This is a genomic window from Sinomonas sp. P10A9, assembly GCF_041022165.1.
Classification (GTDB): Bacteria; Actinomycetota; Actinomycetes; order Actinomycetales; family Micrococcaceae; genus Sinomonas; species Sinomonas puerhi.
The window spans coordinates 162,262-177,987 of sequence record NZ_CP163302.1 but is presented as its reverse complement, the minus strand read 5'-3'; the positions used below and the strand labels follow the sequence as shown (position 1 = coordinate 177,987).

Annotated in this window: 13 protein-coding genes; 7 read left to right on the top strand and 6 right to left on the bottom strand. The window is 71.0% G+C overall.

The features are described from left to right. Positions 1-35: 35 nt before the first annotated feature. Both AB5L97_RS00845 and AB5L97_RS00840 read right to left on the bottom strand, forming a co-directional pair. Positions 36-1,400, bottom strand: coding sequence for an MFS transporter (locus tag AB5L97_RS00845; protein WP_369046108.1), 1,365 nt, complete (start codon positions 1,398-1,400; stop codon positions 36-38). A gap of 178 nt (positions 1,401-1,578) precedes the next feature. Next, positions 1,579-2,523, bottom strand: a complete 945-nt coding sequence (locus AB5L97_RS00840; RefSeq protein ID WP_369046107.1) for a dihydrodipicolinate synthase family protein — start codon at positions 2,521-2,523, stop codon at positions 1,579-1,581. 117 nt (positions 2,524-2,640) lie between these two features. On the opposite strand from AB5L97_RS00840, the gene AB5L97_RS00835 reads away from it, so the two are divergent. After that, positions 2,641-3,708 (top strand): LacI family DNA-binding transcriptional regulator, encoded by a 1,068-nt coding sequence (locus AB5L97_RS00835; protein WP_369046106.1) that lies wholly within the window; start codon positions 2,641-2,643, stop codon positions 3,706-3,708. Between the two features lie 88 nt (positions 3,709-3,796). Here the strand turns inward: AB5L97_RS00835 and AB5L97_RS00830 are convergent, their stop codons facing one another. After that, positions 3,797-5,137, bottom strand: coding sequence for an MFS transporter (locus AB5L97_RS00830; RefSeq protein ID WP_369046105.1), 1,341 nt, complete (start codon positions 5,135-5,137; stop codon positions 3,797-3,799). A gap of 229 nt (positions 5,138-5,366) precedes the next feature. On the opposite strand from AB5L97_RS00830, the gene AB5L97_RS00825 reads away from it, so the two are divergent. The 4 genes from AB5L97_RS00825 to AB5L97_RS00810 all read left to right on the top strand — a co-directional run bounded on the left by AB5L97_RS00825 (position 5,367) and on the right by AB5L97_RS00810 (position 10,322). After that, a complete protein-coding gene (locus AB5L97_RS00825) occupies positions 5,367-6,668 on the top strand; it encodes a serine hydrolase domain-containing protein (RefSeq protein WP_369046104.1) in 1,302 nt (433 codons plus the stop codon). Between the two features lie 49 nt (positions 6,669-6,717). Continuing rightward, the gene (locus tag AB5L97_RS00820) at positions 6,718-8,493 is read left to right on the top strand and encodes a sensor histidine kinase (RefSeq protein ID WP_369046103.1); all 1,776 of its coding nucleotides are present in this window, start codon (positions 6,718-6,720) and stop codon (positions 8,491-8,493) included. Beyond that, a complete protein-coding gene (locus AB5L97_RS00815) occupies positions 8,484-9,134 on the top strand; it encodes a response regulator (RefSeq protein WP_369046102.1) in 651 nt (216 codons plus the stop codon). The genes AB5L97_RS00820 and AB5L97_RS00815 overlap by 10 nt, the downstream gene beginning before the upstream one ends. A gap of 87 nt (positions 9,135-9,221) precedes the next feature. Continuing rightward, positions 9,222-10,322: a D-TA family PLP-dependent enzyme gene (locus AB5L97_RS00810; protein ID WP_369046101.1), complete on the top strand. Its 1,101-nt coding sequence runs from the start codon at positions 9,222-9,224 to the stop codon at positions 10,320-10,322. Positions 10,323-10,368: 46 nt separating this feature from the next. On the opposite strand, the gene AB5L97_RS00805 is transcribed toward AB5L97_RS00810, so the two are convergent. Next, the gene (locus AB5L97_RS00805; protein WP_369046100.1) at positions 10,369-11,250 is read right to left on the bottom strand and encodes a helix-turn-helix domain-containing protein; all 882 of its coding nucleotides are present in this window, start codon (positions 11,248-11,250) and stop codon (positions 10,369-10,371) included. A gap of 101 nt (positions 11,251-11,351) precedes the next feature. Here AB5L97_RS00805 and AB5L97_RS00800 point away from each other — a divergent pair, with 101 nt between their 5' ends. Next, positions 11,352-12,689, top strand: a complete 1,338-nt coding sequence (locus tag AB5L97_RS00800; RefSeq protein ID WP_423246815.1) for a multidrug effflux MFS transporter — start codon at positions 11,352-11,354, stop codon at positions 12,687-12,689. Further along, positions 12,677-13,699: a zinc-dependent alcohol dehydrogenase family protein gene (locus AB5L97_RS00795; RefSeq protein WP_369046099.1), complete on the top strand. Its 1,023-nt coding sequence runs from the start codon at positions 12,677-12,679 to the stop codon at positions 13,697-13,699. Before AB5L97_RS00800 ends, AB5L97_RS00795 begins: the two co-directional genes overlap by 13 nt. Positions 13,700-13,814: 115 nt before the next feature. Here AB5L97_RS00795 and AB5L97_RS00790 read toward each other — a convergent pair whose 3' ends face one another. Together AB5L97_RS00790 and AB5L97_RS00785 are read right to left on the bottom strand one after the other, a co-directional pair. Further along, positions 13,815-14,834 carry a LacI family DNA-binding transcriptional regulator gene (locus tag AB5L97_RS00790; protein WP_369046098.1) on the bottom strand — a complete coding sequence of 340 codons (1,020 nt, stop codon included), beginning with the start codon at positions 14,832-14,834 and terminating at the stop codon, positions 13,815-13,817. Between the two features lie 31 nt (positions 14,835-14,865). Further along, complete coding sequence (locus AB5L97_RS00785) at positions 14,866-15,714, bottom strand: sugar phosphate isomerase/epimerase family protein (RefSeq protein WP_369046097.1); 849 nt, start codon at positions 15,712-15,714, stop codon at positions 14,866-14,868. Positions 15,715-15,726 lie beyond the last annotated feature (12 nt).

Here is a 15,726-nt window from a genome sequence, read left to right as displayed (position 1 = left end):
ACCGCCGCTCCGGGAGCGTCAGCCGAAGATCGACCTCACGGGGACAACTCCTCGAGCACGCGGCCCTTCGTCTCGATCGCGAAGAAGATGGTGATGAGTCCGCCCAGTGCCGCGATCCCGGCGAACACGATGAACACCCACGAGATCCCGAAGCCGTCCATGATCCACGCGACCAGCAGCGGCCCGAGACTCGAGCCCGCACGGAGCCACGCGCTCCCGAAACCCGTGCCGATGGCCCGCAGCCGTGTCGGGTACAGCTCGGCCGAGTAGAGGTACAGCGAGAAGGAGACCGTCTGGAGGATCGCGTAGGCGATGCTCGCGAAGAGGACGACCTGCACCGCGGAGACCGCGCCCAGGGCGCCGAGCACCACTAGCGGGACGGTGGAGACGAGGAACGCCACCGAGTACCAGCGCTTGCGGCCCACGCGGTCGATCAGCAGCGCGCAGATCACGGACGCAACGACGCCAACGCTGGAAGTCACCCAGCCGTAGGCCAGACTCGTCTGGAGCGGCACATGGAAGACCTCCTTGTAGAGGGTGGGCAGCCAGGTGATGAGGCCGTTGTTGACCACGTACCCGCTCACCCACAGGCCCCAGATCATGAGGGTGCGCTTGCGGTAGACGCCCCGGAACAGCTCGCGCCAGTCGGAGCGGCCCTCGACAGGGGCGACCGGCCGGACCTCCGGCTCGGCGAGCGCGTGGCCGGCCTTGACGGCCTCCCGCTCGAGCATCGCCACGACGGCCTCGGCCTTCGCGGTGCGCCCCACGGCGGCGAGCCATCGAGGCGATTCGGGCATGAGCCAGCGCAGCGGGATGGTGAGGACGGCGGGGACGAGCCCCACGATGAACATGGCCTTCCAACCGAACACCGGGACGAGGAAGAAGCCCGCGATCCCGGCGAACATGAGGCCCACGGGGAAGATGACCTCGTAGAGGAGGAAGAACCGGCCGCGGCGCCGGGCGCCGACGAATTCGTTGATGTACGCGCTCGCCACCGGCACCTCGCCGCCGGTGCCGATGCCCTGGAGGAACCGCATCACGATCATGGACCAGGCGCCCCACGCGAACAGGCACGCGAGGTCCATGCTCACGAACAGCACGATGGTGATCGCCAGGGTGGGCATGCGCCCGATGCGCTCGGCGAGGCTGCCGAAGACCAGCGACCCGAAGAGCTGGCCGAGGTAGCCGGCGGAGAGGATCACGCCGACCTCGCCGGCGCTGAGGTGCCACTCGGTCACGAGCTGGGGCATCGCGAACGCGATCGCGAGGACCGTGTACGCGTCGAAGAAGGTGGCGGAGCCGATGACGACGCGGATCATCGTGAGGCGCCGGGTGATCGGCAGCCGCTCGAGTCTCGCGACGAGCTCGGTCTGTGTCGCGGAAGTCTGTCCGCTGGCCATAGCAGTCATTGTGGGGTGGTTCCTGCCCTCCGCGGCCATCGCGGAGTTGTCGGGACATCGTTGTCGCCGAACCGCTCGCCCAGGATGCGCGAACGGACGGGAAGGTGGCGTGTCAGGCCGGGCTTGCGAAGTCGAGCGTACGACGGCGGGCGGGAACCCGCCGTCGTACGCTCGCCCGTCACGCGTGGGCGGGGACGGAGGCCAGACCGAGGTTCGCCGAGGCGAGTGCAAGGGCGATCTCCTCGTGTGCGCCGGGGGCAAGCGGGAGCAGCGGGGGCCGCACTGTGGCGTGCTCGAGGATGCCTCGGGCCACGAGGCCCTCCTTGAGCGCGACCGTGCCCTCCATGTGGGAGCCGCGGTGGTAGACGTTCTTGGTCACGGGCAGGAGGCGGTCGTGGATCTCGCGCGCCTTCGCGTAGTCCTTGGCCTTGCCCGCTGCGATGAGCTCGACGAGCGGCTCGGGCGCAAGGCCGCCGTAGCCGACGAGGGCGCCGTCGACGTCGAACATCGTGTGCAGGAGGTACTCGTCATGGCACGTGAGGACCTGCAGCTCCGGGAACGCTGCCCGCAGCACGGGGATCTCGGTGTCCCAGCGGCGCATGTTGCGCACGCCGTTCTTGGTGGCGAACACGCCCTCCTGAGCGGCGATCTCGAGCTGGGTGTCGAGGTTGTAGGTGGCCTTGGTGGCGTCCGGGTACTGGAAGAGGATGAGCGGAAGGCCGCTCGTCTCGTAGATTTCGCGGTAGCGGGTCTGCGGCGCGCCGTCCTGGTAGCCGAACCGCAGCCAGCCGTGCGAGGGGTAGACGAGGCCGGCGGAAGCACCGGCGTCGACAGCGCGCTGGGCCTCCTCGGCGGCAACCTTGTTCCCCTCTCCGGTGATGCCGGCGATGATCGGCAGCTGGCCGTCCACAGAGTCCCGGAACGCAGCGATGACCTGCGCCTGCTCCGCCTGGGTGAGGAACGTCCCTTCGCCGGCGTGGCCGAGGACCACGAGGCCCTTGACGCCTTCAACGCTGCCGAGCCAGCTGCCGAGGCGCTGGATCGCGTCGACATCAACGTCGCCATCGCGGGTGAAGGGGGTGACGGGGGCCGGGACGAGGCCCCTGAGGTCGATGGTGCTCACTGATTGCTCCTCGTTGAAGGGAAAGGGAATCGATTCCGTTATCGATTGCACCAACGGTAAGCTGAGTCACAGGAGCCCGTCAAGGGGTCCGTTTCACGGGATTCGAGGAAGGGCAGCATGGACGGCAAGGGCGTCAGGACTGGATCGAGGCCCACGATCGCGGATGTCGCGGCAGCGGCAGGCGTTGCGCGCTCCACGGTGTCTCGCGCCATGAACCGCGACCACACGTTCTACCGCAGCGACTCCGCCGCCCGGATCCGCGCTGTCGCTGAGGGTCTGGGCTACGAGCCCAACCCCTCGGCCGCGAACCTGCGCCGCAGGCAGACGAACACCATCGGGGTCCTCGTCCCGCGGCTCACGGACACGGTCATGGCCACGCTGTACGAGGAGATCGCGACGGCGTGCGGGACGCGCGGCTACCACGCCCTCGTCGCCACGACCTACGGCGATGCGCAGCTCGAGCGGGAGAACGGCCTCGCGATGCTCGCCTCACGCGTGGACGGCCTCATCCTCACGACCGCCACGACCGATGGCGGACTGTGCAGCGAACTGCTGGAGGGCGGCGTACCGCACGTGCTCGCGCTGCGCGCGTATGGGCCGAGCCCGAGCGTGACGGGCGACGACGCGCTGGGCGGCTATCTCGCGACGCGCCACCTCATCGATCTGGGGCACCGGTTGATCGGGATCGTCGCGGGGCCGGACGAAGCCCCGACCGCCCTGGCCCGCCGCGAGGGGTATCGGCGGGCGCTGGCAGAGGCGGGACTCGTCGCCGACCCCTCGTTCGAGTATGACTCGACGTTCTCGATGGAAAGCGGTGAGGCCGCTGCCGCAGCGCTCCTGGCCGGCGAACGCCGCCCCACCGCCGTGTTCGCGGTCAACGACAACACGGCAATAGGGTTCACATCCGTGATCCAGCGGTCCGGGCTACGGATACCCGCGGACCTCTCAGTGGCGGGCTACAACGACATCCCCGTCGTCGGCCGTCTTGCCGTGCCACTCACGAGCGTCCGCGTGCCCTTCCGAGAGATCGCTGTGGCAGCCGTGGACTCGCTGCTCGACCAGGTCGCCGGGCGGAGTGCCGCGGACCGGGCGGGGTCCTCGCGCATCCTCGCGCCCACGCTCATCCCCCGTGCGTCGACGGGCCGGCCTCCGGTTCAGGAGAGTGCGGGCGCCGCAGTCGCCTGACGACGGCGGGTGGGCACCCGCCGTCGTGCGCTCGCCGACCGCCAGCCATGCACGAGGCGGGAAGCGCGGGCCTCTGACCAGGCGAGCCTCAGTGGCCGTAGCCGGCCGCAGTCTCGGTGAGGCTCTTCCCCTTCGTCTCGGGGGCCAGCCACTGGGACAGCACGGCGCCCAGGAGGGCGACCCCTGCGGCGATGAGCATCGTGCCACCAGTGCCCAGAGTCTTCATCGACATCGGCAGCAGGAACGTGCCGATGCCGGCGCCCACCCGGCTCACGGCCGCCGCGAAGCCCGTACCGATCCCGCGGATCTCAGTCGGAAAGACCTCGCCGGGGTAGACCCCGGTCAGCGTGTTGTACATCGCATTGAAGAACGAGAACACCAAGAACAGCACGAGCACTGCGAACGGCGGCGCACCGGCCCAGAGCCCGATGACGGCGAGGATCACCGTGGCCAGCCACTGCGGCGGCACCGTCAGCACGCGCCGTCCGACCTTGTCGATCAGGAACACCGTGAGCACCACGCCCGAGAGGGCCACGGCGGAGAGCCCCACGCCGCCGGCGAGGCCGCCGCCGAGGCCGTAGCTCTCCAGGACGCTGTCAGCGAAGGTTGCGATCGCGAAATACGGCGAGACGGCACAGAACCAGAACATCGAAACGAACAGGGTCGACCGCCAGTACTTCCGCGAGAACAGCATGCCGAAGGTGCCGGGGCGCACGTCCTCGTGCTCGACGTCGGCCACGTCGGCCTCGCTCTCCAGATACCGCCGCGCGACGAGGCGGGCCTCGTCCCTGCGGCCGACATTCCAGAGCCACCGCGGCGACTCGGGCAGGCCAAGCCGGCTGACGAACAGGACCCCTGCGATGACGGTGCTCGTGCCAAGGATGGTCCGCCACCCCAGATCGGTGTACTCGGTCAGGACATAGCCCAGCGCGAACGCGGCCATGAAGCCCGAGTACCACGCGATGAGCGTCAGCCCGAGGACCCGGCCCCTCAAACGGGCGGGCGCGAACTCCGACATGAGAGGCCAGCCGACCGAGTACTCGGCGCCGATCGCGACGCCCATCATGAGGCGCACCACGATCAGCCACTCTGCCGAGTCGACGACGAACTGCAGCGCCGAGGCGATGACGAACAGCCCCATGTCGAGCATGAACAGCGGCTTGCGGCCGAACTTGTCCGCCGCGTAGCCGCCGATGGGCGACCCTACGAGGATTCCGAGGAGCGCGGCCGCAGCGACGAGGCCCTCCTCAAGCGACGTCAGACGGAGATCGCCCATCATCGTGGCGGCCACCGGCCCGATGATCCCGAGAATGTACCCGTCCAGGAACATCCCGCCGACCATCACGGCGGCGAGCCTGATCAGAAAGTGTCGCTTCCCTGTTGCGGACAGCTCCCCCCGCGCCGTCCTCCTTTCGCTCACGGTCTTCATGTCTCCTCCTGGCCCATTCACCATTGTGATCCGTCAGGCCGACCCGGTCCCCCTTCCGATGAGGATTTCTGGGCCGGCGTCCGCGGACTTTCGGGCATCCGGCATCGCTACGTGCTCGAGGGCCACGTGGTCTATAGACCTAGGTCTATGGCGGCCTGCTCCCGCGTCCGAGAGGATGGGCCCATGGGGGCGTGCCGTCGGGCAGGCCCACGGAAGAGGGGACACTTTCGTGGATCGTGGATGGCTCTACGGCGCCGCGGCCGCGGCGCTCGTGCTCGCACTCAGCGGCTGCGCAGCACCGCAGCAGGCGAGCACAAGCAGCCCTAGCGCGGGCAGCGGGACCGCGCCGTCGTCCGCGAGCGCAGCAGCGGCATGCGTGGCAGACCCGCAGGCGGTCATCCGGCGCACGCTCCCCGCGGCGGCGTCGGGCCCGATGCCCGCGACGACCGCGGCCGCCCTCGACAAAGCCGCGCAGGATGGCCTCGCGCAGGCCTCGACGGCGGGCGCGATCGTCGCCATCCGCAGCCCACAGGGGACATGGATCAAGGCCTTCGGCCTCGCGGACCAGACCACGAGGGCGCCCATGACGGCGGACATGTACCAGCGCATCGGCTCGGTCACCAAGACATTCACGGGAACGGTGGTCCTCAGGCTGGTCCAGGACGGCAGGGTCTCCCTCGACGACCCGATCAGCCGCTATGTCCCGGGCGTCCCCCGCGGCGACGAGGTGACCCTCCGCCTGCTGCTGAACATGACGAGCGGGGTCCCGAGCTACTCCCTCGACACGACGTTCCAGCACGACCTCTTCACCACCCCGAACAAGGTGTGGACGCCGGATCAGCTGATCGCGCTCGGCCTCGCGCTCCCCCGCCAGTTCGAACCGGGCGCGAAGTTCGACTATTCGAACACGAACACGCTCCTGCTCGGCAAGGTCATCGAGAAGGTCACGGGAACGACCTACACGGACGCGCTCCAGAACTACGTCATCGCACCGCTCAAGCTCTCGGGGACTTCGATGCCGGGCGCCAGCGGCGCGCTCCCCTCCCCGCACGCGACCGGGCTCACCCTCCAGGGCCTTCCCGACGGGCAGACGACGCCGCAGGACGCGACCGCGTGGAACCCCACCTGGGCCTGGTCGGCGGGAGAGCTGACCTCGACGGCCGCCGACCTCCTCACATACGGGCGGGCCATGGCGACGGGTCAGGGGCTCCTCGACGAGAAGACCCAGACCGAGCGGCTCGCGTCGATCCCCGGCCCGGCGGGCTACGGCCTCGCCGTGGGCTGCATCGACGGGTGGCTCGGGCACACGGGCGAGATCCCCGGGTTCAACACGAGCCTCTTCTACGACACGCGCTCCGACACGACCGTGACCGTTCTCGCCAACAGCGACATCCCCTCGGGCGGCTGCACGGAGTCAGCAACCCTGCCCGACACGCCGAAGCAGCTGCCGTGCATGGACCCCGCGAGCCGGATCTTCGTCTCCGTCTCCGCGGCCCTGGGCCACGAGTTCAAGCCCAACCCGAAGGCGTGAGCGCGTAACGGAAGCGGCAGCTGGACGGCCCCGAAATATGATCGCGTTCATGGCCCCCGCCCTCCGGCCGCCTCTGGCCCACTCGCTGGACGTCTCACTGCGCACCGTCCTCGGCCTGGGCCTCGTGCTCGCCGGAATCCTCGCCGCCCTCGTACCCTGGGAGGGACCAGCGGGCTGGCTGCTGCTCCTCTTCCCGGGCATCTTCCTCGTCTACCTCGGAGCTGGCCTCCTTGCCTGGTACCGGCGGCCGAGCAACCGCATGGGGCCGCTCATCCTCGTTGCGGGCGTGGCGCTCTTCCTCGGAGGCGGCCTGTGGAACACGGAGGTGCCCGCGCTCGTCGCCGTCGGGGCGGTGTGCAGCACGCTCGTCCTCGCCGCGACGGTCCACCTCCTGCATGCCTTCCCCTCCGGCAGGCTCCGCGGGCGGGCGTCCAGAGCCACCGTCCTCGGCGCGTACGTGACGGCACTCCCGCTCCAGGCCCCGCACTACCTCTTCGACGCGCAGGGCCAGGTGCCGGGGCTGCTCGTTGCGGACAGCCCGGAGGCCCTGGCCCTCGGGGTCGCGGTCCAGCAGTTCACCGGTGCAGCGGTCATGGTCGCGACAGCCATCATCCTCACGCGCCGGTTGCTCCGCACCGAACGGCGGCACCGCTTCGTGCTCGTCCCCGTCTCCGCCTACGGGATCTTCGCCGTGATCTTCACCCCGTTCAGCTCGTCCGTGCTCGGCGGCCTCCTGCACCTTCCCGCGATGCTGCGAGGCGGCATCCAGCTTGCGGTCCTCGCCGGGATCCCCGTCGCCTTCGCACTCGGAGTCCTGCGGGGCGGATTCGCCAGGACGGGCCAGCTCGAAGAACTCGGGACGTGGCTCGGTGTGTCCGGACCCAAGCACGCCCTGTCCGTGGCGCTCTCGGGGACGCTCGGCGACCCCTCGCTCGAGCTCTCCTACTGGGTGCCCCAGCGGAAGTCGTTCGTCGACGAGCAGGGCGAGCCAGTCGCCGTCGTCCTCGGGACGGAACGGGATACCGGCGAGGGGCGCGGAACGGTCGAGGTCGAGGTGGACGGCCGCCGTGTGGGCGCCATCTCCTACGACGCGGCCCTCATCGCTGACCCCGAGCTCGTCCGGACGGCGGGGCGCGTCGTTGCCATCGCGGTGGACAGGGAGCGGCTCACCGCCGAGCTGCGGTCCAACCGCGCAGCCCTGCAGAGGTCGAGGGAGCGGCTCGTCAACGCCGTGGACCGGGAGCGGCGCCGCATCGCCCAGGACCTCCACGACGGCCTGCAGATGCGGCTCGTCCTCCTGGCCCTCGACGCCCAGCGGCTCGGCAACGCCACCGGGACCACCGAAGAGATGTCCCACCGCGCGACCCAGCTGCGCCGTGAGATCGACGCCGCCGCGGCGGACCTGCGTCAGCTCGTGCACAACGTCATGCCGGCTGCGCTCATCGAACAGGGCCTCGCGGCCGCCGTCGAGGATCTCACCGACAGGATGCCCATCCCCACCTCCCTCGAGATGGGCCCCGAGATCATCCCTGGCACTCGCGCCCTCCCCCCGGCGGTCGAGAGCACCGCCTACTTCGTCATCGCGGAGGCGCTCGCGAACACTGTCAAGCACGCGGCGGCGGAATCGGCGGCGGTGCGGGTCGCCCTCGACGACGGGCAGCTGCGGCTCGAGGTGCACGACGACGGCGTGGGCGGCGCACGGCAGAACGACGGGGCCGGGCTGCGCGGCCTGTCCGACCGGGTCGAGGTCCTCGCGGGTCGCCTCGATGTGACCAGCGAACCCGGCGAGGGCACTCATATCACCGTGGAGCTGCCATGCGCGTGATCATCGGGGAAGACGAGGCGCTCCTGAGGCGCGGGCTGCAGCTCCTCCTGGAGGACGGCGGTTTCGAGGTCGTCGCGGCGACGGCCGACGCGGAGGCCCTCGAGTCCGCCGTCGAAGAGCACCGTCCCGACCTCGTGGTCACCGACATCCGGATGCCGCCGACCCACACCGACGAGGGGCTCGTCGCGGCCCTCAGGATCCGCCGCCTGCACCCCGGGACCGCCGTCGTGGTCCTCTCCCAGCACGTCCAGCGGCGCTACGCCCGCGAGCTGCTCGCCTCGCCCGACGGGCGCGTGGGCTACCTCCTCAAGCAGCGCATCGCCGACGTCGAGACCTTCCTCGCAGACCTCCGCAACGTCACCAGCGGCGGGACCGCCCTCGATCCCGAGGTCGTGTCCGTCATGCTCGCCCGCGCCCGGCGCTCCGACGGCGCCGTCAGGGGCCTCACGACGCGCCAGCAGGAGGTGCTCGCGCTCATGGCGGAGGGGCGCAGCAACGCCCGGATCGCCGTGGAGCTCTTCCTGAGCGAGAAGGCGGTGGTCCAGCACACGTCCAACATCTATGACGCGCTCCAGCTCCCCCGCGATGCCGATTCGCACCGGCGCGTGCTCGCCGTCATGCGCCACCTCAGCCGGGACTGACCGGGCGCACGACGGCGGGCGCGCACCCGCCGTCGTGCGCTCGCCTAAGCTTGGGATACCGCCCGCCGACAGCCTCAGGAGAACCCCTTGACTACGGTCCCACACGAGATCGACACCCCGGAGATCATGGTCGATCGCGAGATCCTGGCGCGGAACATCGCCCGGATGGCCGAGGGGGTCGCTGCGAAGGGCCTCGCGCTGCGTCCGCATGCGAAGACGCACAAGATCCCCGAGATCGCCGAGCTGCAGCTCGCCGCCGGGGCGGTCGGGCTGACCGTCGCCACGATCGGCGAGGCTGAGCTGTTCGCAGATCGCGGCGTGACGGACCTGTTCATCGCGTATCCGCTGTGGGTCGGGCCGCGGCAGGCAGAGCGGCTGCGGCGGCTCGCCGGGCGGGCCCGGATCGCGGTCGGGACCGACTCGGCCGAGGCCGCGCGGGCCATGGGAGCCGCGCTCGGCGAGGCCGCGGGAACCATCGAGGTGCTTGTGGAGATCGACAGCGGGCACCATCGCAGCGGGGTCGCGCCCGCCCAGGCAGTCGAGGTGGCCCGGGCCGCGGCCGATGCCGGGCTGCGGGTGGCCGGCGTCTTCACGTTCCCCGGCCACTCGTACGCGCCGGGGATGCCGACCGAGGCCGCCGCCCAGGAGCAGCGTGCCCTCGGTGAGGCCGCGAGGCTGCTCGCGGACGCGGGCTTGGAGATCACGCGCGTGAGCGGCGGCTCGACGCCGAGCGCCCTGCTCACGGAGGCGGGCACCACCACCGAGGTCCGGCCGGGCGTGTACGTGTTCGGCGATGCGCAGCAGCTCGAGCTCGGCCGGTGTGCGCTCGAGGACATCGCGCTCACCGTCGCGGCCACTGTGGTGAGCCGCCACGAGGGCGACTCGGTGGTTCCCCGGCGGATCGTGCTCGATGCGGGCAGCAAGGTCCTGGGCGGAGACCGGCCCGCATGGGCCACGGGCTTCGGCCGGCTCATGGACTTCCCCGATGCCCGGATCACGGGCCTGTCGGAGCATCACGCAACGGTGGTCTTCCCCGAGGATGCTCACCTGCCGGCCCTCGGCGAGCGCGTGCGCGTGATCCCGAACCACGTGTGCGTGGCCGTCAACCTCGTCGACGAGGTCGCAGTGGTCACCGGCGGGCGCGTCGTGGACCGGTGGCGCGTCGCCGCGCGGGGCATGAACAGGTAGCACGCCGCTGGCGCGGCCGGCTTCAGTGGGGGCCGCCCGCCGGAGTTCAGCGGGGGTCGGCCGACACGGGTGCCGGATGCTCGGCCGCCCAGGAGGCGAGCAGGCGCAGCCGCTCGGCCGAGGGCGAGCCGGGTTCCGCGGTGTAGATCAGCAGGACGTGACCGGGCTCCGCGGTGATGGCGAGCTCCTCGTACGCGAAGGTCACCTCGCCGACCACCGGGTGGACGAAGCGCTTGGTCCCGGCACCGTGGGTGCGCACATCATGCGCCCCCCAGAGCCGGCGGAACACATCGCTGCGCGTGGAGAGCTCGCCGACGAGGTCCTGCAGGCCCCGGTCGTGCGGGTCGCGGCCGGCCTCGGCCCGCATGACCGCGACGCACATCTCGGCGAAGCGGTCCCAGTCCGGGTAGAAGTCGCGCGCGGCCGGGTCGAGGAACTGGAACCGGGCCAGATTGGGCACACGCCCGCCTTCGCCGACCACCGGGGAGTAGAACGCCCGGCCGAGGGCATTGGTCGCGACAAGGTCCTGGTGCGCGTTGCGGACGAACGCGACGCCGTCGGTGATGGCCTCGAGAGCCCAGTGGAGGCTGGGCCGGGTGGCGGGATTCGCGTCGGAGCGACGGCGCGCCCGCCCCGACGTGGGGATCCCGTCGGCCGCGCGGGCCAGGTCGAAGAGGTGGGCCCGTTCGGTGTCATCGAGCTGGAGAGCCGTGGCGATCGAGTCCAGGACGGAGGAGGAGGCCCCTGCGATGGTGCCGCGCTCGAGCTTGGCGTAGTACTCGACGCTGACGCCGGCCGCCATCGCGACCTCGGAGCGGCGCAGTCCAGCCACGCGCCGGTTGGGGCCAGCGGGGATCCCGGCGAGCTCGGGGGTGAGCTTGGCGCGGCGCGACATGAGGAACTCGCGGACCTCGGCTCGATTGTCCATGCCGTAGAGCGTACGTCCCTGAGGACCGGCGAGGGGTGCCCTCCCGGTACACCTTTCAGCAGGGACTCCCGCCGCCCGGCCGGACACGGTGTGCTGGTGGGGTGACAGCTTCCCTTTCCACCCGGGCATCGCTCGGTCGTGGCCCCCGCATCGGCCGCACTCTGGCGACCCTCCTGCTGGTCCTGACGGTCTTCGGGCCCATCTCCATGGACCTCTACCTCCCGGCACTCCCAGCCCTCACGGCCGAGCTCGGGGCGGCGACCTCGCTCGCGCAGCTGACCGTGACGGCGTGCCTGTTCGGACTTGCCGGCGGCCAGCTCATCGCGGGCCCGCTCTCCGACCGCCTCGGGCGGCGGGGGCCGCTCCTCGTCGGCGTCGCGGCCTACGTGGCGGTCTCGGCGCTGTGCGCCGCGAGTCCCACGGTTGAGGTCCTCATCGCGGCGCGGCTCGTGCAGGGCCTCGCGGGCGGCGTCGGGATCGTGATCGCGCAGGCATCCGGCCGTGACGTGTACAACGGCGCGCGGCTCATCCGCTTCTACGGGCGCCTGACCGTGGTAGGCGGCTTCGCGGCCATCGTCGGACCGATGCTCGGCGGTGCCCTGACCGCGGTCATGGACTGGCGCGGGCTGTTCCTGGTCCTCGCGACCATCGGCGCCGCCATCCTCGCGAGCGTCGCCCTCGGGTTCCGCGAGACCCTCCCCCACGAGGCCCGGACCGCTGGCGGGTTCGGTCGGGTGGGCCGGGACCTGCGCGTGCTGCTCTCCGACCGAGGCTTCGTCGGAGCGGTGCTCGTGCAGGGCTTCGTCAACTCCGCGATCTTCGCGTACCTCGCCGGCGCGACCTTCGTCCTCCAGGGGATCTACGGCCTCTCGCCCCAGCAGTACGCGATGGCGTTCGGGCTGAACTCTGCGGGCTTCATGGTCTTCGGCTACCTGTCGGGCCGTTTCAGCGAACGGTGGCGCGCAGGCGGGATGCTGGCGATCGGCCTGGCGATGTGCGGCGCCGGTGCCACGGGGCTCCTGGTCGCAGGGCTCGCGCACGTGCCCCTCGCCGTCGTAATGGCGTCCCTGCTCCTCGTGGTCAGCGGCGCTGCAGTGACGAGCCCGCCGTCCACCGCGATCGCGCTTGCCGACTACCCGCACATGGCGGGGACGGCATCATCGGTGCTGGGCGGGGCGCGGTTCGCGTTCGGCGGCGTGGCCGCGCCCTTGGTCGGCGTCGCGGGTGCCTTCAGCATCCTCCCGCTCGGCCTCGTCTCGGTCACGGTGATCGTCCTCGCGGCCGCGGCCGGCCTCGTCTTCCTCGCCCGCCCAGCCCGCGGCACGGCCGGCACTGCCCACAGAACCAGCCGGACCGCCGTCGTGCGCCCCACACCACCCGCCGCACCCGAACTCGCAGCGGAACTCACACTGGAAGGAACACCCACATGCGTGGAGTAGTCATGTACGCACCCCGGGACGTCCGCGTCGAGGAGCGCGCCGACCCGGTCATCGAGCAGCCCACTGACGCCGTCATCCGCGTCGCCGCGGCCTGCATCTGCGGCTCGGACCTGTGGCCGTACCGCGGCGCGGACCCAGTGGAGCGGCCCACCCCGATGGGCCACGAGTACGTCGGCATTGTCGAGCAGGTCGGCGACGACGTGAAGAACGTCAAGGTCGGCGACTTCGTGGTCGGCTCGTTCTTCGCCTCGGACAACACGTGCGAGATCTGCCGCGCCGGCTACCAGTCGCACTGCGTCCACCGCGAGCCGATGGGTGCGCTCGGCACCCAGGCCGAGCTCCTGCGAATCCCGCTCGCCGACGGGACGCTCGTCGCGACGCCACGCCCGCCGCGGCCGGAGGAGATCCCGGGCCTGCTCGCCGCCTCGGACGTCCTGGGGACCGGCTGGTTCGCCGCGGTCGCCGCCGAGGCCGGGCCGGGCAAGACCGTCGCGGTGGTGGGCGACGGCGCCGTCGGGCTCCTCGGGGTGCTCGCCGCGAAGCAGCTGGGCGCCGAGCGGATCATCGCGATGAGCCGCCACGCCGACCGGCAGGAACTCGCCCGGCGCTTCGGCGCGACGGACGTCGTCGAGGAGCGCGGCGACGAGGGCGTGGCGAAGATCAGGGAGCTCACGGACGGGCTCGGCGCCCACTCGACCATTGAGGCCGTCGGCACGCAGGAGTCGATGATGCAGGCCATTCGCGCAACCCGAGCGGGCGGGCACGTGGGCTACGTGGGTGTCTCGCACGACGTCGCCCTGCCTGGCCTTGAGCTGTTCTTCTCCGGCGTCCACCTCCACGGCGGCCCGGCCCCGGTCCGGCAATTCCTCCCCGAGCTGATCCGGCTCATCCTGGACGGCGAGATCGACCCGGGCGCGGTCTTCGACCTCACCCTCCCCCTCGAGAAGGCGGCCGAGGGCTACCGGGCCATGGACGAGCGGCTCGCCACCAAGGTGCTGCTCACCCTCTGACCGGCGCCGAGCACGGCTGACGGCTGACCAGGAGCGCGGACGACGGCGGGTGCGCACCCGCCGTCGTGCGCCCACCCCGTGCCGGGCCGGGCCGGGCCGGGCCGGGGAGACGCTCTCACCCCGCCGTCGAGCGGCGGACCACCAGCCTCGGCGGGATGAGCACCTCGGTGCCGGGAGCGGGGAGGGCTTCGTCGGACGCGAGCCACGAGGCGGCAACCCGGCCGATCTCCTGCGCCTCGGTGTCCACCGACGTGAGGCCGACGGCCGCAATGCCGGCGAGGAACGTGTTGTCGTAGCCCGTGATCGCGACGTCCTCGGGCACGCGCAGGCCGCGCTCCGCAGCCTCGCCCATCGCGCCGAGCGCGACGAGGTCGTTGACGCACACGAGCGCCGTGCTCCCGGGCCTCGCGCTCAGGACGCGCTCCGCGGCAGCCCGGCCGCTCGCCTCATCGAACTCCGCCGGCTCGACGTGCACGTGGTCCGCGAGTCCGTGCTCCGCCATCGCGCGCGCGTAGGCCTCCGCGCGCCGTCGGCTCGCGGGTCCGCCCTGACCGCCGAGATGCACGATGCGCTGATGCCCGAGCGACACGAGGTGGTCGACGACCGCCCGCATGCCGATCTCGCTGTCGGAGCGCACCGACACGGCCCGGGGCAGTTCCTCGATGGACGCGGCGGCCACGACGATCGGGATGCCGGGCCGCAGCCGCTGGAGGTCAGCGAGGTCCGGCGTCACGCCCACGACGAGCAGGGCCGACGCGTTGAGGTCCTCGAAGGCCTGCACGATCCGCCGGTCGGTCCGGTACGTGCCGTCCCGGTCCTGGATCACCGCGCTCGACATGAGCCCGTAGCGGCCCACGGCGTCCAGCTCGGTCCGGACGGTGTCGACGATCGTCGCGAACAGCGGGTTGTGGAGATTCGAGACGAGGATGCCGACGAAGCTCCCCCGGTAGGCGGACAGCGAGCTCGCGACCCAGTTGGGCCGGAAGCCGAGGCGCTCCGCGGCGGCGTGCACGCGGGCGCGGCGCTCGGGGCTGACCTTCTCGGGCTGGCGGTAGACGAGCGAGACGAGCGCCTTGGACACGCTGGCGGCCTCGGCGACGTCGGCCATGGTCGCCCGTTTCACTCCCTCATCCACAGCGACAAGCCTAGGTGAGCGCCCGAGCACCTCAGGCGAGGCGCTTCTTGGTCTCCTCGAGCATCCAGATGGAGTTCTCCACGGCCTTCTCCTCCTGCGAGAACACGGCCACGGTCGCGATGCCGTCGAAGTCCACGCGCTTGAGCGCTGCGAAGAACCCGTCGAGGTCCACCTCGCCCTGTCCATACGGGAGGTGCTGGTGCACGGTCGCGTTCGTCTCCGCCGGGTTGAGCAGGTACCGGCGGCCGCCCGAGGCCCGGTAGTCGAAGGAGTCGGCGAGGTGCAGGTGTTTGAGGTCAGGCCCGGCATACTCGACGATCGTGGCCGGCTCGTGGCCCTGGTAGAACGTGTGCGGCACGCAGTACAGGAACCCGACGTTGGGGGAGTTGAGGCCGCGGATCATCCGCACGGCCTCGATGCCGTCCTCGATGAAGTCGTCCGGGTGCGGCTCGATGTTGAGCTTGATGCCCTCCTTCTCGAGGCGGGGCAGGATCACCTCCATCGAGCGCAGGAACTGGGCCTCGCTGCGTTCCTTCTGCTCGGGGCGGCCAGAGAACTCGGAGTTCATCTGGTCCACCCCCAGCTCAGCGGTGATGTCAATCGAGCGCATCCACGAGCGCACGGCAGCCTGGCGCTCGTCCTCGTCGGGGCTGGACCAGCGAAGGATCGGCAGCACAGAGGCGATCTTCACCCCGGTCTCCTTCAGCGCGGCCTTGAGCTGCTGGACGAGGGCGTCGTTGGCGCGCGGGTAGAGGTAGAAGGGGAAGAAGTCGTCCCGCTGGGAGAACTCGATCCATTCGTACCCGAGGTCGGCAACGGTGCGGACCATCTCGGGGATGGGGAGGTGGCGGAAGGGCAGCGGGTCGAGGGTGATCTTCATGGTGTGCTCCTT